Annotated in this window: 18 protein-coding genes; 17 read left to right on the plus strand and 1 reads right to left on the minus strand. The window is 63.2% G+C overall.

The genetic code is table 11. The features are described from left to right. The 8 genes from F3H26_RS14225 to petA form a co-directional block, all read left to right on the plus strand. A partial coding sequence (locus F3H26_RS14225) for a thymidine phosphorylase family protein (protein WP_149776682.1) occupies positions 1-1,202 on the plus strand: 1,202 nt, incomplete at its 5' end. Further along, entirely contained in the window at positions 1,199-2,155 is a 957-nt protein-coding gene (locus tag F3H26_RS14230) for a ribose-phosphate diphosphokinase (protein ID WP_149776683.1), read from the plus strand. The genes F3H26_RS14225 and F3H26_RS14230, both read left to right, overlap by 4 nt. Positions 2,156-2,214: 59 nt before the next feature. Next, positions 2,215-4,497 carry a copper-transporting P-type ATPase gene (locus tag F3H26_RS14235; RefSeq protein WP_394349777.1) on the plus strand — a complete coding sequence of 761 codons (2,283 nt, stop codon included), beginning with the start codon at positions 2,215-2,217 and terminating at the stop codon, positions 4,495-4,497. Between the two features lie 17 nt (positions 4,498-4,514). Next, a complete protein-coding gene (locus tag F3H26_RS14240) occupies positions 4,515-5,828 on the plus strand; it encodes an APC family permease (protein ID WP_149776684.1) in 1,314 nt (437 codons plus the stop codon). Continuing rightward, positions 5,825-6,097 (plus strand): DUF2933 domain-containing protein, encoded by a 273-nt coding sequence (locus F3H26_RS14245; protein WP_149776685.1) that lies wholly within the window; start codon positions 5,825-5,827, stop codon positions 6,095-6,097. The genes F3H26_RS14240 and F3H26_RS14245 overlap by 4 nt, the downstream gene beginning before the upstream one ends. A 3-nt stretch (positions 6,098-6,100) precedes the next feature. After that, a complete protein-coding gene (locus F3H26_RS14250; RefSeq protein ID WP_149776686.1) occupies positions 6,101-6,541 on the plus strand; it encodes a hypothetical protein in 441 nt (146 codons plus the stop codon). Positions 6,542-6,583: 42 nt separating this feature from the next. Then, entirely contained in the window at positions 6,584-7,078 is a 495-nt protein-coding gene (locus tag F3H26_RS14255) for a c-type cytochrome (protein ID WP_223162516.1), read from the plus strand. A 60-nt stretch (positions 7,079-7,138) separates the two neighbouring features. After that, a complete protein-coding gene (petA, locus tag F3H26_RS14260) occupies positions 7,139-7,687 on the plus strand; it encodes a ubiquinol-cytochrome c reductase iron-sulfur subunit (protein ID WP_149776688.1) in 549 nt (182 codons plus the stop codon). Here the strand turns inward: petA and F3H26_RS19700 are convergent. Beyond that, entirely contained in the window at positions 7,648-7,875 is a 228-nt protein-coding gene (locus tag F3H26_RS19700) for a hypothetical protein (RefSeq protein WP_223162517.1), read from the minus strand. The genes petA and F3H26_RS19700 overlap by 40 nt on opposite strands. 245 nt (positions 7,876-8,120) lie before the next feature. Between F3H26_RS19700 and F3H26_RS14265 the strand changes: the two genes are divergently transcribed. The 9 genes from F3H26_RS14265 (at position 8,121) to F3H26_RS14305 (ending at position 21,029) form a co-directional block, all read left to right on the plus strand. Then, complete coding sequence (locus F3H26_RS14265) at positions 8,121-10,301, plus strand: ATP-binding protein (protein ID WP_188127782.1); 2,181 nt, start codon at positions 8,121-8,123, stop codon at positions 10,299-10,301. A 139-nt stretch (positions 10,302-10,440) separates the two neighbouring features. Continuing rightward, the gene (locus F3H26_RS14270) at positions 10,441-11,547 is read left to right on the plus strand and encodes a cytochrome-c peroxidase (RefSeq protein WP_149776690.1); all 1,107 of its coding nucleotides are present in this window, start codon (positions 10,441-10,443) and stop codon (positions 11,545-11,547) included. Between the two features lie 11 nt (positions 11,548-11,558). Further along, complete coding sequence (locus tag F3H26_RS14275) at positions 11,559-12,746, plus strand: cytochrome-c peroxidase (RefSeq protein WP_149776691.1); 1,188 nt, start codon at positions 11,559-11,561, stop codon at positions 12,744-12,746. A 5-nt stretch (positions 12,747-12,751) separates the two neighbouring features. Further along, entirely contained in the window at positions 12,752-13,321 is a 570-nt protein-coding gene (locus F3H26_RS14280; protein ID WP_149776692.1) for an arsenate reductase (azurin) small subunit, read from the plus strand. Positions 13,322-13,339: 18 nt separating this feature from the next. Beyond that, positions 13,340-16,021: an arsenate reductase (azurin) large subunit gene (locus F3H26_RS14285; RefSeq protein ID WP_149776693.1), complete on the plus strand. Its 2,682-nt coding sequence runs from the start codon at positions 13,340-13,342 to the stop codon at positions 16,019-16,021. Positions 16,022-16,200: 179 nt separating this feature from the next. Continuing rightward, positions 16,201-18,423 (plus strand): HEAT repeat domain-containing protein, encoded by a 2,223-nt coding sequence (locus F3H26_RS14290; RefSeq protein ID WP_188127783.1) that lies wholly within the window; start codon positions 16,201-16,203, stop codon positions 18,421-18,423. Positions 18,424-18,436: 13 nt separating this feature from the next. Beyond that, positions 18,437-18,925 carry a plastocyanin/azurin family copper-binding protein gene (locus F3H26_RS14295; protein WP_149776695.1) on the plus strand — a complete coding sequence of 163 codons (489 nt, stop codon included), beginning with the start codon at positions 18,437-18,439 and terminating at the stop codon, positions 18,923-18,925. Next, positions 18,918-20,162 (plus strand): molybdopterin molybdotransferase MoeA, encoded by a 1,245-nt coding sequence (locus F3H26_RS14300; RefSeq protein WP_188127784.1) that lies wholly within the window; start codon positions 18,918-18,920, stop codon positions 20,160-20,162. Before F3H26_RS14295 ends, F3H26_RS14300 begins: the two co-directional genes overlap by 8 nt. A 129-nt stretch (positions 20,163-20,291) precedes the next feature. Further along, the gene (locus F3H26_RS14305; RefSeq protein ID WP_149776697.1) at positions 20,292-21,029 is read left to right on the plus strand and encodes a response regulator; all 738 of its coding nucleotides are present in this window, start codon (positions 20,292-20,294) and stop codon (positions 21,027-21,029) included. The last annotated feature ends 70 nt before the right edge of the window (positions 21,030-21,099 follow it).

Here is a 21,099-nt window from a genome sequence, read left to right on the forward strand (position 1 = left end):
GCGCCAAGGTCTATGGCGAGCGGCTGGGGCAGGCGCAGTTCGACACCATCATGCGGGATGCGCTGGCCCAGCGGCTGTCGGATCTGGACCTTGCCGCCTTCGTCACCGCCTGCGCCGCGGATCGGTTGGATTTCGACGAAACCATCGGCCTGACCCGCGCCATGCAGGGGGCCGGCGAGACGCTGGATTGGGGCGACCGGCTGGTGCTGGACAAGCACTGCGTCGGCGGCCTGCCGGGCAACCGCACCACGCCGATCGTGGTGGCCATCGTCGCGGCGGCCGGGCACCTGATCCCCAAGACCTCGAGCCGCGCCATCACTTCGCCGGCGGGCACCGCCGACACGATGGAGGTCATGGCGCCGGTGGCGCTGGACATCCCGGACATGCGCCGGGTGGTCGAGGCACAGGGCGGCTGCATCGTCTGGGGCGGCGGCCTGCACCTGAGCCCGGTGGACGACGTGCTGATCCGCATCGAACGGCCGCTGGATTTCGACAGCGAGGGCCAGCTGGTGGCCAGCGTCCTGTCCAAAAAGGCCGCCGCCGGGGCCAGGCGGGTGGTGATCGACGTCCCCGTAGGCCCCACCGCCAAGGTCCGCTCGCAGGCGGCAGCGGCGGCGCTGTCGGCCCGGTTCGAGGCGGTGGCCAGGGCCATCGGGCTGGACCTGATGATCCAGATCAGCGACGGCAGCCAGCCGGTGGGGCAGGGGATCGGCCCGGCGCTCGAGGCGATGGACGTGCTCAAGGTGTTGCGCCGCGATCCCGACGCGCCCGCCGACCTGCGCGACCGCGCCCTGAACCTTGCGCGGGCGCTGCTGGACATGGGCGGTGGCCCGGCCGCCCGGCACAACCTTGCACGCGAATTGCTCGACAGCGGCGAGGCCGAGCGGCGCTTTGTGGCGATCTGCGAGGCGCAGGGCGGCTTTGCCGAGCCGCAATTCGCGCCGCACCGAATGCCGGTCACGGCCCCGCGCGACGGGATGGTCACGGCGATCGACAACCGCCGCATCGCCCGCGTCGCCAAGCTGGCCGGCGCGCCTCAGAGGCCACGGGCCGGGGTGCTTCTTCGGGCGCAGAGGGGCGACACGGTCCATCGCGGTGACCCACTGTTCGAAATTCACGCCGAAACACCCGGAGAGCTGGCCTATGCGCACCACTATGCCGCCAGCCATCCCGGCATGTTCAGGATCGAGGAGCCGTCATGACACCCGTTCTTGCCCCGTTTCCCGAAATGCTGCCCCTGGCCGAGACGCTGGCCCCGTTGATCGGGGCTGATCTGGCCCCGGTCGACTGGCACCAGTTTCCCGACGGCGAAAGCCTGGTGACGCTGGATGCCGACCTGGCGGGGCGCGACGTGGCGCTCCTGTGCACTCTGCGCGACCCCGACCGCCACGCGCTGCCGCTGCGCTTTGCCGCCGAGACCGCGCGCGATCTGGGCGCCGTCAGCGTCGGGCTGATCGCGCCCTATCTGGGCTACATGCGGCAGGATCGCCGGTTCGCGCCGGGGCAGGCGGTCAGCGCGCCCCTGTTCGCCGCCTTCCTTCAGGAGAGCTTTGACTGGCTGGTCACCGCCGACCCGCATCTGCACCGGATCCCCAGCCTCGACCGGCTGTTCACCATTCCCGCGCGGCGGGTGGTCACCGCGCCGCTGCTGGCCGAATGGATCGCCGCGCATGTGGATGACCCGGTGCTGCTGGGGCCCGACAGCGAAAGCCAGCAATGGGTGGCCGGCGTCGCAGCCAGGGTGGGATGCCCCTACGAAGTTCTGCGCAAACATCGCAGCGGCGACCGCAGCGTCGAGATCAGCGTGCCCGACAACCCGGCGCTGCGCACCGGCACGCCGGTCATCCTCGACGACATCGCCTCGTCGGGCCGCACGCTGGTGCGGGCGATCGAGCGGCTGCGCGAGGCCGGGACCCGCGCGCCGGTCTGCGTGGTCATCCACGCGGTGTTCGCCGGGAAGGCCCATGCCGACATCTTGGCCGCTGGCGCCCGGCAAATCGTCACCACCAACAGCATTCCGCACGCCAGCAATGCCATTGACCTTTCTCCGCTGATTGCCGGCGCGATCGCAGAGACGGCGGCAGGCTTGACCTTCCAGCAACTGGAATCCCCATATTCAGACCAAGCCAAATGGTCAAAAGGATCAAAAAAATGAGCGACAGAATCCATAATCCTGCCAAAGCCGAGGCAACCGAGACGATCTATACTTGCCCGATGCACCCCGAGGTGCGCCAACCCGAACCGGGCGACTGCCCCAAATGCGGCATGCACCTTGTGCCCGAGGGCGAGGTCGACGCGCATGCGCACCACCACCACGCGCACGCGCAGTCGACGGGCGACAACGGAGAATACGACACCGTGCCGGCAGGCTATGACGGACCCGTTTACACCTGTCCGATGCACCCGCAGGTGCGGCAGACGCATCCGGGCTCGTGCCCGCTCTGCGGTATGGGGCTGGAGCTGGAAAGCGCAACGATGGCCGATGAGGGGCCAAACCCCGAACTGGTGGATTTCACCCGGCGGCTCTGGGTCGGGGCGGTGCTGACCTTTCCGCTGCTGGTGTTCACGATGGGGCCGTATGTGGGGCTGTCGGGCGTCCGCGAAATCTTTGGCGAACGCGCGACCCTGTGGATCGAACTGGTGCTGGGCACGCCGGTGGTGCTGTGGTGCGGCTGGCCCTTCCTTGAACGGGGTTGGACCTCGTTCCGCACCATGAACCTGAACATGTTCTCGCTGATCGGCATGGGCGTGATGGCCGCGTGGCTGTTCAGCGTGGTTGCGGTGCTGGCGCCGGATATCTTCCCCGACGGGTTCCGCGATGCCGAGGGCCATGTGGGCGTCTATTTCGAGGCGGCGGCGGTGATCGTCACGCTTGTCCTGCTGGGGCAGGTGATGGAACTGCGCGCCCGAGAGGGCACCGGCAAGGCGATCCGGGCGCTGCTGGACATGGCCGCCAAGACCGCCCGCATCATCCGCGCCGACGGCAGCGAAGAGGAAATCCCGCTGGAAGAGGTTCAGGTCGGCGACCGCCTGCGCGTGCGTCCCGGTGACAAGGTGCCGGTGGATGGCGTCGTGCTGGAAGGACGCTCGTCGGTGGACGAGAGCATGATCTCGGGCGAGCCGGTTCCTGTCGAGAAGGTGGCGGGCGAGCCGGTGACCGGGGCCACGATCAACGGCACCGGCACCCTCGTGATCGAGGCCACCCGCGTGGGCGCCGACACGATGCTGTCCCAGATCGTCGAGATGGTGGCCAATGCCCAACGCAGCCGCGCGCCGATCCAGAAATACGCCGACAAGGTGGCGGGCTGGTTCGTGCCGGCGGTCATCGCCATCGCGGTGCTGGCTTTCATCGGCTGGGCGATCTGGGGGCCTGATCCGGCGCTGTCCTACGCGCTGATCGCCGCCGTTTCGGTGCTGATCATCGCCTGCCCCTGCGCGCTTGGCCTGGCGACACCGATGTCGATCATGACGGCCACCGGGCGCGGGGCGCAGGCCGGGGTTCTGATCAAGAACGCCGAGGCGCTGGAGCGGTTCGAGAAGGTCGATACCCTGATCGTGGACAAGACCGGCACCCTGACCATGGGCAAGCCGCGGCTGGTGGCCGTGCTGCCCGAGCCCGGCCATGACGAGGCCGAGGTGCTGCGGCTGGCCGCGACACTGGAGAAGGGATCCGAACACCCGCTGGCCGAGGCGATCGTCGCCGGGGCCGAAGAGCGTGGCGTGGCCCTGTCCGACGCCACTGACTTCGAAGCGGTGACCGGCAAGGGCGTCAAAGGCATGGTGGACGGCCGCCCGGTCGCGCTCGGCAACCTGAAGCTGGTCACCGATCTGGGGCTCGACGCCGCCGACCTGACCGCCAAGGCCGATGCGCGCCGCGATCAGGGTGAGACGGTGATGTTCGTGGTGCTCGACGGCGCGGTGGCCGGTCTGGTCAGCGTCGCCGATCCGGTCAAGGAGACCACCCCGGCGGCCTTGCAGGCGCTGCATGATCTGGGCTTCCGCATCATCATGGCCACCGGCGACAACGAGCGCACCGCCAAGGCGGTGGCCGAGCGTCTGGGCATCGACGAGATCCGCGCCGACGTGCTGCCCGAGGACAAGGCCCGCATCATCCGCGAGTTGCAGGAAAAAGGCGCCAAGGTTGCCATGGCCGGTGACGGGGTGAACGACGCCCCGGCGTTGGCGCAGGCCGATGTGGGCATCGCCATGGGCACCGGCGCCGACGTGGCGATCGAAAGCGCGGGCTTCACGCTGGTCAAGGGCAACCTCGACGGCATCGTGCGCGCCCGCCGACTGGCCCGCGCCACCATGCGCAACATCCGCCAGAACCTGTTCTTTGCCCTGATCTACAACGCCTCGGGCGTGCCGGTGGCGGCGGGCGTGCTGTTTCCGGTCTTCGGCATCCTGATCAGCCCGATGTTCGCCGCCTTCGCCATGAGCGCCTCGTCGATCTCGGTGGTGCTGAATGCGCTGCGACTGCGGGGGGCGAAGATTTGAGCACGCACCAGCATAATATGCACGGCGCCGATGGCGCGCTGAAGCCCGGATCAATCTCGCTGACCGGGGCCGTCGCCATGGGCACCGGTGTGATGATCGGCGCGGGGATTTTTGCGCTTACCGGACAGATCGCCGGGCTGGCGGGGCCGTGGTTTCCGCTGTCCTTCTTGGTCGGGGCCGTGGTGACGGGTTTCAGCGCCTATACCTATATCGCCATGTCCAACGCCTGGCCCTCATCGGGCGGCATCGCCATGATCCTGACCAAGGCCTATGGGCCCGGGGCGGTTGCGGCGGCGGCCTCGCTGCTGATGGCGCTGTCGATGGTGATCAACGAAAGCCTCGTCGCGCGTACATTCGCGAGCTATGCGCTCCGCCCGTTCGACATCGAAGGCGGGCCGCTGGTGCCTGTGGTCGCGGTTGCGCTGATCGTCTTTGCCTATGCGGTGAACCGGTCGGGTAACCGGTCGGTGGGGTTGTGGTCGATCATCATGTCGGCGCTCAAGATCGGCGGGATCGCAATATTCGGCATCGCCGCACTTTGGGCGGCGGGCGGAACCTGGCAGGTTCAGGGCTCGGAACCGGCGGCGCCGTTGGGGTTCGTCGCCTCGGTGGCCCTGTCGATCCTCGCGTTCAAGGGCTTCACCACCATCACCAACAGCGGGGCCGAGATCGTCGATCCGCACCGCAATGTCGGGCGCACTATCATGATCTCGATCGTGATCTGCGCGGTGGTCTACCTGCTGGTCGCCCTTGCGGTCGGCGTCAGCCTGCCGCCCGAGCAGATCCGCGCGGCGCAGGACTATGCTCTGGCCGAGGCTGCCAAGCCGGTGCTGGGGCAGGGCGGGTTCTACCTGACCGTTGCGCTGGCGATGGTGGCGACGGCTTCGGGGCTGATCGCCAGCGTTTTCGCCGTGTCCCGGATGCTGGCGATGCTGACCGACATGAAGATGATCCCGCACAGCCATTTCGGCATGACGGGCAGCATCCAGTCTCACACGCTGATCTACACGGTCGTGATTGCGGGTCTGCTTGCGGTGTTGTTCGACCTGTCTCGCATCGCCTCGTTGGGGGCGTTCTTCTACCTGGTGATGGACATGGCGGTTCATTGGGGTGTCTGGCGGCGCTTGCGCAGTCAGATCAACGCCCGGGGATGGGTCTTGTTGACCGCTCTGACGCTGGATGCGGTGGTGCTGACCGCGTTCACGATACTCAAACTGCGCTCGGATCCGATGATCGTGGTTTATGCCATTTCCGGCATCATCCTCGTTTTCGCCTACGAGCGGCACTTTCTCCAACACTGGACCTTGGAACAGGAGGAAAACCAGCCATGACAAACACTGGCAACACACCACGTCCACCCGAGACCACCGACCAAATCGATCCGGCCGCGCCTTCCGAGGTATCACCGGATAAAGACCAGCCGGTGGGTCGCACCAGGCGCAATTGGATTCCTGCGGCCGCCGTGATCGCATTTGGTGTTGCGCTGCTGGGCTGGGAATACCGCGAGGCACTGTATCCGCTGCTGGCCTCGCCCCTGCTGTTCCTGGTGGTCTGCGTGGGCATGCATTTCCTGATGCACCGCGGCCATGGAAAGCACTGAACAATGACCCAAGCCCGCATCTATGTCGTTTTGGGAACTGCGATCCTTCTGACCACTTTGGCCGAGGTTTTCTACCTGGTGGTCTGGGGAATGGTGTTGTTCCCGCAGGGCAGTCTGGCGGGCAAGGCAATGTGGACATTGACCTGTGGTGTGGCAATGGGGGCCGTGATCGGTGCGGCCACGCTGGTGGCGATCGAGCCGCGTTACAGCGGCACCGCCGGATTGTGGCGGGCAGCGCTGATCGTAACTGTGGTCGGCAGCTATTGCGCCCTGCTGTGCAGCCGTATCGACGCCAGGTTCGGCTATTTCGGCGGGTCCGAACACGCCGGTTTGTTCATTGCTTCAGGAGTTGTGCCCGCGATTGCCGGCGGGGTCTTTTACGGATGGCTTTTGTACGGCTGGAACACGGCGCAACAGGAAGGATCGAACGAAGCGCGCGGATAGGAAATCCAAGCAGGAAAGGAGAAACCCATGTTTGCAAGATCCATGACCATACCAGCGGCACTGCTGGCAATGACGGTCGGGCCAGTTCCGGCGCTGGCCTCGCACGGCGAAGGACAGCACATGCAGATGATGGACCAGACGCCTATGGGGCTGATGATGCCCCAGATGAGTGCCGAAAGAGGCAGGGCGCTGTTTGCCTCCAAGGGGTGCATCGTCTGCCACTCGATCAACGGAGTTGGCGGGGAAGACGCCCCGATGCTCGACGCCTCGACGATGGACGAAATAATGAACCCGTTCGACTTCGCCGCCCGCATGTGGCGCGGCGCGGCCGCGATGGTCGAGCTTCAAGAGGAAGAACTGGGTGAACAGATCGAGCTGAGCGGCCAGGAACTGGCCGACATCATCGCCTTTGTTCATGACGCCTCGGAACAGGCGAAACTCTCTGAGGATGACATCCCGAAATCGATCGCGGCGATGATGCACCATCAATCCGAAGAGGATCACCACGAAGAAGGGGAAGAGGGGCATAGCGACTGATCCACCTCGTCCGGGCCTTGCCGACCGGCAGGCCCGGACCCGGCATGAAGGAGGAACGCCATGTCAGATATCTCGGCAAGACAACAGCCACAGGCGGACGAGAGCCGCCGCGACTTCCTGTATTACGCCACCGCAGGCGCCGCGGTCGTCGTGACCGGAGCCGCGATCTGGCCCCTGATCGACAGCATGAACCCCAGTGCGGATGTCTCGGCCGAGGCGGTAGTGAATATTGACCTCGAAGGGGTCGAGCCCGGCAGCCGGATCACGCTGAAATGGAAGGGCAAGCCGGTTTTTATCGACCATCGGACAGAGGAACGGATCGCACAGGCGCGGGCCGACGACGCGGTGCCGATGATCGACCCCGAACCGGATGCCGAGCGCATCCAGCGCCCGGAATGGCTGGTCGTGATCGGCGTCTGCACTCATCTGGGCTGCATCCCGCTGGGTCAAAACAGCGGCGACCCGACCGGGGACTGGAACGGCTGGTTTTGTCCGTGCCACGGCTCGCATTACGACACTTCGGGGCGGATCCGGAAAGGCCCGGCGCCGCGAAACCTCGACGTGCCGCCTTATGAGTTCGTGAGCGACACGCTGGTCAGGATCGGCTGAGGCGCGGAGCGTAAAGGAGCCATGCAGCGCGCGCCCCCCAGCCAGTGGCCGGAGTGCGGCCAATCCGTCACGAGATCGCTCGGCGGGCCGAAGGACTCCGCCAGCAGGACGCGGCCTTCGCCGTTCGGGCCGCGGGCCACGGCGTCATTCGCCACGATGACCTCACGCAGGTCAGGTTTCTTGTTCATCTTCGCTCGGCAGCGGCTTCAAGGAACCAGAAATCTTCTGTTGCTCAAACCGCTCAATTTGTCCGATAGGTGCTGACGTCAGACAGAATTTGGCCGGTGCCTTCCCGATGACGGCCGGTCTCTTTCGCGAAAGAGGGCCCGGAAAACGCTTTCGACCCCGCTTGGGTTCCCGCTATCTTCGGGGCTGACAAAGCAGGCAGGCGGCAGAGTTGAAGGCGACGAACATGGCACAAAGTCGTACCGGGATGTCAAACGTTTACGGTGTAGCCTGCGTGATCGGTGTTGCGCTGACGATCATTCTTTCGGTCTTTTTGTACATGTCGCATGCAACCGGAAAACGCTTCGGCGACATGCGTGAGAACTGGTTGATCTACTCGGGAGATACCAGCCCCCAAGGATACTGGATTTCCGACATACGGGGGTATTTCGGCTATGGCGGCCTGATCCACAACTTCAAAAACTACGTGCTTCGCAGTGACCCGACCTATGGAATGACATTGCGGCGGCAATCCAGCAATCTTCTGCAAACACTGGAAAGCTACCGGACGTCGAACGCGTCACCCGCGGAAAAAGAAGCGGTGACACAGATAGAGGCGGTGGTGCGCGAATATGTCGGCAACATCGAAAAGATCGAGGCCGGAATCGCGGCCGGGCTAAGTGCCGAGGAAATCGATGAGCTTGTCCGTGTCGACGACCGACAGGCGCTGGAGGCCCTTGCGACGTTGGAGGCGTTGTGGATCGCGGAGCGTGATCAAAGCTTGTCCAACATGGTGCGATCGTTTTCCGAGGGGGAACGATTGGTGCGCCGTTTTTCGATCTTTCTGGTCGGGCTCATCATTCTGGTCGGCGTGATCGGGATATTGACGACACTGCTGATGGCATATGTCCTGCGTACCAACAGGCGGCTGCAGCAAGAACTTGAAATCCGCAAACAGGCGGAACTGGCCGAACGGAAATTGGCGCGGGCCGTGGATCAAAGCCCCACCTCGATTGTCATCACCGACACCAATATGCGCATTGAGTACGCCAACAGAAAGTTTCTTGAGATGAGCGGGTATGACGTTGAGGAAGTGCTGGGGCAGACGCCTCGGATTCTCAAGTCGGGATATTCGAGCGAGGAAAGCTACCGTTCTCTGCGGACTGCCCTGAACGAGGGTCGAAGCTGGAATGGCGTGTTCCGCAACCTGCACAAGGATGGCAGCCAGTATTGGGTTTCGAACACGTTTCTACCGCTGCTGGATCAGGATGGCGCCGTCACCCATTATATCTGCATCGGCGAGGACATGACGGAATCCCGCCGCACCCGTGAAAAGTTTGCGCAGGTGCAGAAGATGGAGGCGGTGGGAATCCTGGCGGGGTCGGTGGCGCATGATTTCAACAACGTGCTGATGAGCGTGACCGGCAATGCCGATCTGATCGAACTGGATGCCGAGGGCAACGAGGACATTCTGACCTCGGTCAATCATATCCGCATTGCTGCCCGCCGGGCGCAGGGGCTGGTGCGAAAGATGCTGACCTTTGCCCGGCAGAAACCGCGCAACCCGCAGCGTAGCGATCTGGTGAAAGCGGCGCAGGATGCGTTGGAACTCATCCGGGTATCGGCACCGCCCAATATCGAGATCCGTTTTCAAAGCCGGATCGACGCGGCTTTTGCGGATCTGGATGGAACGCTGTTTTTCCAGACGCTTTTGAACCTTTGCCACAATGCATTTGAAGCCATTGGAGACAGACCTGGCGTGGTGGCCTTGGAAATCAGCCGCGCCGAGCGCGACACGCTCAGCGACATCCCCGACGAAGCGCTGGGTGCCATCAGGGTAGATGTCAGTGACACCGGGCCCGGAATCCCCGAGGATCTGCAGGCCAAGATATTCGAGCCGTTCTTTTCCACCAAGCCTGTGGGCAAGGGCACCGGGCTGGGTCTGACGATCGTCCGCAACAGTGTCGAGGAATGTCGCGGCAGCGTCGAGCTTGTCTCGACACCCGGGCAAGGCACTCGCTTCTCGCTATTTTTCCCCGAGATGCCCGCGCTCAGCACCGAAGAGCAGAGGGAAATCGAATCGATCGCGGGCAATGAACATGTCCTGCTGGTCGATGACGACGAAAACGTGCTCTATGTCTCCCGCCGCCTGCTCGCCAGCTATGGCTACCGGGTCGAGGCCTATTCCTTGCCAACCAAGGCGTTGGACGCGTTCCGCGCTGCCCCCGACAGCTACGACATTCTGGTTTCCGATCTCATGATGCCGGATTTGTCCGGGACGGAGTTGATCGAGGCCGTGCGCGGGGTTCGGCCCGATCTGCCTGCGATCCTGATCAGCAGCTATTTCGAAAATACCGAGGTTGCCGTATCGGGCGAGATGCCCGTCATGGCGCAGAAACCGCTTGAAATCCGCAGCCTCGCGCGCCTGATCCGATCCTTGATGAACTGAGCGCCGTTACATTTCTTAACAACTCTTCACACTATTTCATCGCGGGAAAATCACCGCGACACATGTTCGGAATAAAAGCACCCTGCCGAATGTCGTCACCGCGTGACGGCTATTGGTCCAGCGACAAAGGGGCTTTCTCATGAACACCAAAGCCAGAACATGGTTCAGAGCGTTCTCGACAGCATCATTGCTGACGCTGAGCGTTGTGCTGCCGGTTCACCATGCCCAGGCAGACGAGCCGGGTCCGGTCGAACCCATAGAATTCAATCCCGCCTTGGCGGAGCTCGGCAAGCGGCTGTTTTTCGATCCGCGATTGTCGGGCGATACCGAGCTTTCCTGCGCAAGCTGCCACCAGCCCGACAAGGGGTTCACCGACGGTCAGGCCCTGTCGGACGCCTACGCCGGCAACCTGCATTTCCGCAACGTGCCGACACTGATCAACAGCGCCAAGCGGGCAGCCTGGTTCCACGATGGGCGGATCGGCACCAACCTCAATGACGTGACCCGCGAAAGCATCACCGAAACCTATTCGATGAACATGGACATGCGCCTGATGCAGGAGCGTCTCAAACAGGACCCTGTCTATGTCGAGATGTTTGCCGCCGCAGGTCTGGGCGAGCCGTCAAACGGGGGCGTGCGCAAGGCGATCCCGGAATACCTGAAAACGCTGATCTCGCGCGGCGCGCCCTTCGACACCGGAGAGATGTCGCAGGACGCCAAGGACGGCTATGTGATCTTCAAAGCCAAGGGCTGCAATTCCTGCCACTCGGGCGAGCGCTTTACCGACGACAAACCTCATAACATCGGTGTTCCGGAAAACCCGGAAATCTGGTCCACGCCGGAGCGGCACATCACCTTCGTGGCGATGATGAAGTTCCTCGGGCTGGAGAACTACATGAACGTCCGCCAGGATCCGGGCGCGTATATCCGCACCCACCAGCCGGAAACCTATGGCGGCTTCATCACTCCGACCCTGCGCGAGCTGACCCATACCGCGCCTTACATGCACAACGGCACGATGGAAACGCTGGCAGACGTGGTCGCCTTCTACAACGAGGGTGGTGGCGACGATCCGAACAAGGATCCGCGGTTGAAGCCGCTGGGCCTGTCGGAATGGGAGCAACGCAAGCTGGTTGCGTTCCTCGAATCGCTTTCGGGCGATCCCCTGACCGGGCCGGAATTCGTCGTCGAGGAGATCGATACGGATTACGAGCCGATCGAAAACTGGCTTGAAGCCGTGAACTGAGGAGTGGACCCATGAAAGACCTTTCGTCTTATCTCAAAGGCTCGATTGCCGCCGCTGCTCTGATTGCGGCCGCCGGTTCTTCGGCCCTGGCCGCCGAGAGCATGAAGATTCCTGCGGGCGTCGGCGGCGCGGACCCGGATGTAGATGCACCTCTTGAAGCGCTTGGCCCGCCGCCCATTCCGCTCGACAACCCGCAAACCGAAGCAAAGGTCGAACTCGGCAAGATGCTGTTCTTCGATCCGCGGCTGGGTGGCAATCCGTCGACGCCATGTTCCGCCTGCCACAACCCGGATGTCGGTTGGGATGTCGAGGCACCGATTTCATTCGGCTATCCGGGCACGACGCACTGGCGCAACAGCCAGACCATCGTGAACTCGGCCTACTACAGCAAACTGTTCTGGGCCGGATCGTCGAAAAGCCTTGAAAGCCAGGCGAAATCGGCGGCAAGCGGTGCGGTTGCGGGCAACGGCGAAGCCGACATGATGGAGGCACGCCTGGCCTTCATCCCGGAATATGTCAAACGCTTCAACGAAGTCTTCGGCGACAAGTGGCCCCGCATCGGCAATGCCTGGAACGCCATCGCCGCCTTTGAACGCACCATCGTTCAGACCGACACGCCTTTCGACAACTATCTTCGCGGCGACGAGGATGCGTTGACCGAGGAACAGAAACGCGGTCTGGAGCTGTTCACCGGCAAGGCGCAATGCTCCGAATGCCACAACGGTGCGCTTCTGTCGGATGAGAAGTACTACAACACCGGCGTTCCGCGCTACGATGGCTGGGAAGACGATGCTCTGGCTCAAATCACCTTCCGCTACGAGCTTTATGCCAAGGGCTCGACCGAAGAGGGCTATCGCCACACCAAGGACGACCCCGGCTTCTATTTCCGCACCAAGGAAAAGTCCGACAAGGGCAAGTTCCGCACGCCCAGCCTGCGCTACACCCTCTATACCGAACCCTACATGCACAACGGCATGCTGGAGACGCTCGAGGATGTGGTCGAGTTCTACAACCAGGGTGGCGGCGAGAACGAGTTCTCGGAAAACAAGTCCCCGCTGATCCAGCCCCTTGGCCTGACCGAACAGGAAAAGGCGGACCTGGTGGCCTTCCTGAAGTCCCTGTCCGGCGAGGAAATCCTGATCGAGGAACCTGACCTGCCGGATTACCAGCCGCTTTCCGCGGTTGCAGCAGAGGAGTAAGCGCTATGACCGATCATAACGCAACCGGATGCAGCTGTTCGGGCGAGGCCAAGAAGGCCTGCACCGTGAACCGCCGCCAGTTTCTTTTCGCCTCCGGCGCCACCACCTTTGCGGTGATGGTCACCCTGCCGACCAGCAAAGGTCACGCCGAGCAGGTGCCGGCCCTGGTATCGACCTATCCGCGAAAGCTGATCGGCAAACTGTCCGAGCTCGAGCAGGATGTGCCGGTCGATTTCACCTACCCGGACGAAGGCGACTATGCCGAATCCATTCTGGTCAAGACCGGCACCGAGTGCGGTGGCGGTCTGGGCCCGGACCGGGACGTGGTGGCCTTCAACCTGACCTGCACGCACCAGGGCGGATCGCTGTATGACACCTACAAGCCCGAGCACAAGGTGCTGGGCCCCTGTCCGCTGCACCTCAGCACCTACGATCTGACCCGCCACGGCATTCTGGTGTCCGGGCAGGCGTATCAGTCTCTGCCGCAGGTCCTGCTGGAGCTGGACGGCGACGACATCTACGCCGTGGGCATGTTCGGCCTGATCTATGGCCGTTTCGACAACCTGATTTCATAAGGAAGGGGAGACTGAACAATGGCAACCCCATACTATGTCCCCGAGACCAACGTCCCGCTGCCGCCCAAAGGCGCCGAGGTCATCTCGACCGCCTGCGACTACTGCATCGTGGCCTGTGGTTACAAGGTCTACCGCTGGCCCGTGACGGCCAAGCCGGGCGGTCCTGGCGCGGATGAAAACGCATTTGGCGAGGACTTTCCCGTGGCGCCTCTTGGCGCGTGGGTGGCTCCGAACCAGCACAATATCGTGCTACACAAGGGCAAACCGCATCATGTGGTCATCATCCCCGACAAGGATGCGCATTTCGTCAATACCGACGGTGACAGCTCGCTGCGCGGCGGCTGTATCGCGCAGAAGTGCTACAACCCGCAGACGCCCACCCGCGACCGCCTGAAGACTCCGCTGATGCGGATCTATGGCACGCTGATGCCGGTTCCATGGGATCTGGCGCTGGACGTGGCAGCCGAGGTCGGCAACCACGTGATCAAGAAGCACGGCACCAACGCCTATGGCGTGAAGACCTTCAGCTACCAGTATATCGAGAACACCTACGCGATCTCGAAATACGCGCTGCGCCACATCAACACGGCGAACTTCACCTTCCACGACACGCCGTCGGATGTGACCTCGACGCCGGGCTTCCGCGATGCAGGCTTCGACAATTTCGGACCGTCCTACGAGGATTGGCGCGATGCGGAAACCCTGCTGGTCTGCGGCACCGACCCGTATGAAACCAAGACCATCCTCTATACCCAGTGGATGATGAAAGGGATGCAGAACGGCCAAAAGGAGATCTACCTGATCCCGCGCCGTTCAGCCGGCGTGGCCCATGCGGAAAAGATGGGCGGTCTGCATATCGACATCCTGCCCGGCACCGACTTGCCGGTCGTCAACGCCATTGCCCGCGTGATCGTGGAAAATGGCTGGGAAGACAGCGACTGGATCAAGAAGTGGGTCAACAACAAGTGGGAAAGCTCGTCGGGCTTCGGGCAGGGCACCCGGAATACGCCGTGGCAGTGGCGCACGACCTGGGGCAAGTTCCAGACCAAGGGTTTCGAGGACTGGAAAGAGTGGCTGCTGAGCCAGGATGAATTCATCCCGGAAAATGCTGCGGCCATCGCCGAGATCGACGTTCAGAAGATCTATACCGCAGCCGAATGGCTGGCCAAACCCAGGGCCGATGGTACCAGGCCCAAGACCTCGATCATGATCGAGAAGGGGTTTTACTGGTCCAACAACACCGGCAACACGCAGGCCATTTCCGCTTTGGGCATCATCTGTGGCTGTGGCGGACGCCCGGGTCAGGTCATCGGCCGGGCGGGCGGCCACCAGCGGGGTGGCGTGAAGGGCGGCAAGTACCCACGCAACAAATCGCCCGAGAAACTGCCGGGCCGCCGTCGCCGCGCCATGGATACCGACCGGTATCTGATCGCAGGGCATACCCGCATGGCCCACGTGATCGGCACCACCTGGATCCAGTCCATGTGCGGCAGCCAGCAACTTGCCGACAAATTCGAGGAACTGACCGTCCGCAACCCCAACCAGGTGAACTCTTTCGACAAACAGGAGATCATCGATACACTGAAGGCCCGCGCCGACAGCGGTGGCATGGTGGTGATCAACCAGGACATCTATCTGCAGGACCCGATCGGCAACCGCTACGCCGACATCGTGTTCCCGGCAGCGACCTGGGGCGAAGAGGACTTCCTGCGTGCCAATGGCGAACGCCGCCTGCGGCTGTATCAGAAGTTCTATGACGCGCCGGGGGCCGCCAAACCCGACTGGTGGATCATCGCACAACTCGCGACACGCATGGGTTTTGACGGCTTCGACTGGCAGAATTCCAACGAGGTCGCGGAAGAGGCGGTGCGCTTTACCCGCGGCTCGCGCAAGGACTTTCACGCCGTCTATCGTCTGGCCAGGAAAGAGGGCAAGACGTTGCACGCCAAGGTGCGCGAGTTCGGCACTGACGGGGTGCAGTGCCCGGTCATGCTGGATGCGGACGGGGTCACGCTGATCGAAACCAAACGGTTGCATGACACCACCCGCAAGCTGCCAGAAACCGGCGCGGCCGGAGCAGATGTGTTCAACAAGAAGCTGACGCATTTCAACAGCCAGACCGGCAAGTGCAACATCCAGAAATCGCCGTGGAGCCTGTTCTCGGACTATTGGGAGTGGCTGAAACCCAACAAGGAAGATGGCGAACTCTGGGCCACTTCGGGCCGGATCAACGAACGCTGGCAGTCCGGGTTCGACGACCGTCGCCGCCCGTATATCGTGCAACGCTGGCCGGAGAACTGGGTGGAGATCCACCCGGATGACGCTGCGGAACGCGGTATCGAAAGCGGCGACTACGTGATGGTCTATTCCGAGCGCGTTCCTGGCAACAAGCACACGTTGCTGGGCGTGGAAGGCGATGACTTCCAGTTCTCGAAACTGATGGAAAACGGGCATATCGAACTGACCAAGGCGGCCATCACCGCCGTGGCCATGGTAACGCCCGCCATCAAGAAAAGCGTTGTCTACATGGACTTCCTGCACATGCAGCAGCCCGCCAACGCGCTTGAGGGCCGGATCGTCGACTGGATCAGCGGCAACTACAACTACAAGATGGGCGTTGCCAAAGTCCGCAAGCTGGGGCCGTCGCCCTACAAGTCATCGTTCCGCACGATGTCCTTTGCGCCGCGCGACATCGCCTGACACTGAACCGATGCTGAGATTCCCGGGGGCGGATGCCATGTCGCCCCCGGGAGGCCCCGCCAAAAAATGGGGCCATGGGCCGGAATGCTCCGGTCACCTCGGAAGGCAGGAATCGGTTGGGAAACCTGCCTTCCATTTCCCAACCAACCATTCCCAACAAGAACATGGCAGAACACGAAATGAACGCTCAATCCGAAAACCTCCTGCGCGACGCAGCCGTGGCGCTGTTAAGCGAATTTGCGAAATCCGAATATGACGTGGTTCGGCTGCGCGCCATCCAGGCGCTTGCTGCCCTGGGTGCCAGGAACAGCCCCGCACTGGTCGAGGCGCTCTTGGACGATGACGAGGATGTGCGCCAGGACGCGGCGACAGCCCTTGGTCAGCTCGGCGTCGAGCAGGCCGTACCGCAGTTGCTGGAAAACCTGATTCACGATCCGTGCGGCGAGGTGAAACTGGCCTGCGTCACAGCCCTGGCCAAATTGGGCGCCGCTGATGCCGCTCCTTACCTGCGCACCCTGGTGACTGGCCGGGGGGACGAAATCGTCTGGGACGAGGACGAATACCATCAGGATGAGTGGGACGACTGGCTCGATACCCAGATCGCCGCCATCCGCGCCGTTGGCACACTGGGAGACGCGGTCGCCATCGAGCCGATCGTCCGCGCCGTTATGGACGAAGAGGCGCAGGAACTGGGCGATGTCGCTTGCGAGGCGCTTGGCCGGATCGGCGCAGCGGCGATTCCGACCCTCGGGGTGTTCGCCTCTTCGCCGAAACGACGCTTGCGCTACCATGCCGTGCGCGCCCTGGCGGAAATCGGCGGGTCCGAGGCGCGGGCCATCCTTCGCAAGGCTTTGTCGGACGAGGACGGCGGCGTGCGGTTGCTGGCCCATGAGGCGTTGATGGAGCATGATCCGCAGCTGGTCGAAGCCGCGCTGACAGACCCGCAAGAGGACATTCGGCTTGCCGCCCTGGCCCGCGCCGGCCTGTCCGAGCCCGAGTTGCTGGACCGGATGATGCGCGATCCTGGATCACGGGTGCAACTGGCCCTAATCGAGCGGCTCGACCGCACCTCTCCGATTGCCGACACGGACGATTTGCGCTGGCAGGTTCTGGATTTCCTTTCGACCGGCGAACAGCCCGAGGTCGCAGCGCAGGCCCTTGGTCTGCTTGCCGCCCTGGCGCCGGAACTGATGACCGACAGGCTGAAAACCTTGTTTGCGGCGACACCGGATCAGGAGCAGGCCGAACGCGATCAATGGGCCGTCGTCGACGCACTTGCCAGGTCGCCTGTCAAGGAAGCGGCGGAATGGCTGCAACGCGCCTGCCGCTCACCTTTTCGATCGGTTCGGCTCAAGGCGCTGGCAACGCTTGGGATGATCGTCACGGAAGAGGGTCGCGCCCATGTGAACCAGCAGCAGGGCCGCGAGTTGCTGTTGTCGCTGGCATTGTCGCCGATGCCGGTCGCGGAAGAAAAGAAAGAGGACACCGCCGAGATCGAAGAGGCGCCGCGCAACGACATCCAGGCGCTGGAAGAGGCGGGGCTGGACGTATCGCATGGCGGAGAGAATGGCCCGACATCCAGCCTCGGCGCCATTCTGGGGCATGATGCAATCGCCGCCGAAATGCAGCATGAGGCAGAGCAGGCCGAGGAAATGCCGCCGCTTTCACCTCGCGAGCAGGCGTTGCTGGCACGGGCCACCCGGCAGCCCAAACGCCGCCGGGTGGCGCTGGACGACGACGCCGAGGCGCTGGAGCACGAAAGCCGGATGACGGCGATCCGCCTGCTGGGCGAAGTGCGCGGGATGCAGGCGATGCTTGCACAGATCGTGCGGGATCCGGACCCCGAGGCCGCGCAACAGGCACTGGGGGCGCTTGGCAACGCGGTGGCGCGCCACGGGGCCGAGCTGAGTATGGAACAACTTGCCGGGATCGCGACCGACGGTCTGTCCACCGCTGACTCGGCGACGGCGCTGCAGGCGCTCAAGCTCTTGCGTCAGGCGGCTTTGCCTCCTCTACCCGAGTTGCGTGGCAAGCTTCGCGCGATTCTGCGAACGGGCGAAGCTCCATTCCGTATCGAAGCGATGCAGATTCTCTGCGCCTGGGATGAGTCCGCTGACGCTGCGCGTGAACTGCTGGACGATCCTTCGGCCTCGGTCCGGCAGGCATCCATGCGGCTGATCTCGGAGATGACCCCGGAAGAGGCCGGGGCGGTGATCGTCCCGTTCCTTCTGGCCAACCCTGACCAACGGATCCTGACCTATATCGGCGACAATCCGCAGGCGAAAAGAAATGTGGCGGGTGAGTTGATGCAGAAGTTGAGGGATCACGACCGCCGCGCGACGTGGCCGGTGATGATCGCTGCCCTGGCGGATCTTCTGTCCCAACCCGGGCCTGCGGTCTGAGAGCGAGGGGGGCATGGACATGCAGAAGTGGAGAGCGGCGGGGCAGGCCCTGGCCGCGGCGCTGCTGTTGCCCGCGGTTTCGCAGGCGACCGAACAGCCACAGGTGGCGGTGGTGCATCAACTCATCGATCCCTCCGCGCAGGTCGTCGCCGAGGTCTTTCGCTTCGAGCCCAAGTTCCTGCGCGTCCCCGCCGGCGCGACGGTTCGTTTCAAGGGCTCGGTCGGGCGGCACACGGTCTCGTCGATCAGGGCAATGATCCCCGAAGGCGCGCGAAGTTTCGAGATCCGGGGCAAGCCGGAGATGGAGCTGACCTTCGAGCACGAGGGCGTCTACGGCATTCGATGCCGTGTGCATGGCCGTCATGGGATGGTCATGCTTCTGGTTGTCGGAGACCCGGGCGTCAACATCACCACCGCCAGGGCCTACCTGCCGGAATTGCCGGACCCCGAGAGGGAAGTATTCGAAGAACTTTTCAATGAACTGGAGAGAACCGATGGCTGACGGCTGTGGATGCGACGCCCTCGCCCATGATCTATTGTCGGTGCCCGAGGCGCTGGAAAAGGGACTGGCGGCGGCCGCCCCGATCGGCATGCGGGAAAGCCTGCCGTTGGCAGAGGCAATCGGCCGGGTTCTGGCGCAAGATTGCGTCAGTCAGACGGACATGCCTGGATTCGACAACGCTGCCATGGATGGATTTGCCTTGCGCACGGCCGATTTGGGTTCCGGGAGCCGGTTCGAATTGCCGGTTGCGGGTCGTGTGGCGGCGGGCGACAGTGGCGTGAAAGAGGCGCCCAGCGGTGCGGCCCTTCGAATCCTGACCGGGGCGCCGGTTCCTGCGGGATTTGATGCGGTGGTCATGCAGGAGCACTGCGAGCGACTGGATGGCCGCATCCGGTTCGACCGTCGCCCGCAGCCGGGCCAGCACATTCGGCGCGCAGGAGAAGACCTGAGAGCGGGCGAGACGATCCTGACCAAAGGGTGCCTGATCGGCCCGCGCGAGGCCGGGGCCTTGGCCGCTGCCGGATACGGGCAGGTGCAGGTCAACCGAAGGCTGAAGGTCGCCTTCTTTTCCACCGGAAACGAGTTGCGCCACCCGGGCGAACCGCTGGGACCCGGCCAGATCTGGAACTCCAACCGTTTCATGCTGCGAGCACTGTTGGATCGGCCCTGGGTCGAGCTGTCCGACATCGGCCCGGTGGACGACGATCCGATGCGGCTGGAAAAGACCTTGCGCGAGGCTTGCGACAACGCCGACCTGATCGTCACGACCGGCGGGGTCTCGGTAGGTGACGAGGACCACATGCCGCGGTTGTTCGCAGCCATGGGCGGAAAGGCCGACGTGATGAAGGTGGCGATGAAGCCCGGAAAACCGCTCATGTTCGGCCGCCGGGGCGGTGCGCTCTATATTGGTCTGCCGGGAAATCCGGTCTCGGCCTACGTAACCTGGCGGGTTATCGGCGCGCATATGATGGCGCGGCGGGCCGGGCTGTCCTACCGCCCCGAACCCCTGCTGCCGGCCGTGGCGGCTGCCGACTATCACCGTCATCCGGGTCGTCAGGAATACCGCCCCGCCCGTATTCTGGATACCACGCCGGACGGTCGTCCAAGGCTGAAACTCTTGGGTTCGTCTTACAGCGGGCGTGTGGCGCTGCTGGCGCAGGCCGACGGGGTGGCGGTTCTTCCGGCGCAGGCCGCGGACATTGCCGAGGGCGCCCATCTGGAGTTTTTGCGCTTCTGAACCCGGCCAACCGCTTGGGTCGGCGTGCCGTGGCAGGATATGCGTTCCCGAGGCATCGACCTTGCATGTTTCGGGCCCTCGCTGCTAACTGTTGCTTGCCGCTGCACCATGGTCAGCTGAGTAGGCGAGATGAGCAAAGAACATATCCTTGTCGTCGATGACGATCCGCAAATCACGTCGTTTCTCAAGCGTTATCTCGAGAAGCAGAGCTGCGATGTCAGTTGTGCGGCGGACGCAGTCAGCATGGAGGCCATTCTTGCCGTAAAGTCCGTGGACCTGATCGTTCTGGACATCGGCCTGCCCGGGCGCAGTGGCCTTGACATCACCCGCGATCTGAGAGCGAACTCGAACATCCCGATTATCGTTTTGTCAGGACGGGATGACGCGTTCGACCGGGTGGTCGGCTTGGAGTTCGGGGCCGATGACTATGTTACCAAACCGTTCGAGGCCCGAGAGCTGTTGGCCCGTATTCGCACTGTTTTGCGCCGCTGCCGAGCTGAGGGGCTGGCCGCACGGAACAACGGCGACGACGTGCCACTTATTCGGTTCGGGCAATGGGTGGTCAATTTCAACGAGCGAACGTTGAAATCGGACGCGGAGGGAGTTTCGACGCCGCTGACGACCACCGAGTTCGACATCTTGCAGGCATTCCTGAAAAATCCACATGTTGTCTTCTCTCGAAATCAACTTCTGGATACGGCGCGTGGAAATGATACGTTCGTCGGTGATCGGACGGTGGACGTGCATATCATGCGGCTGCGCAAGAAAATCGAACCGGATCCATCCAACCCAAGCTATATCAAGACCGTTCACGGCATCGGTTACTGTTTCGCTGCCAACGTAACCAAAGTTGGCGACCACAAGTGAACGGGCATTGCGCGGCCTTGGGTGATGTGACGTGTAGACGGCTCGGTTTTTCCAAGAGTTGATTTGCGCT

The organism is Ruegeria intermedia (genome assembly GCF_900129345.1).
Classification (GTDB): domain Bacteria; phylum Pseudomonadota; class Alphaproteobacteria; order Rhodobacterales; family Rhodobacteraceae; genus Ruegeria; species Ruegeria intermedia.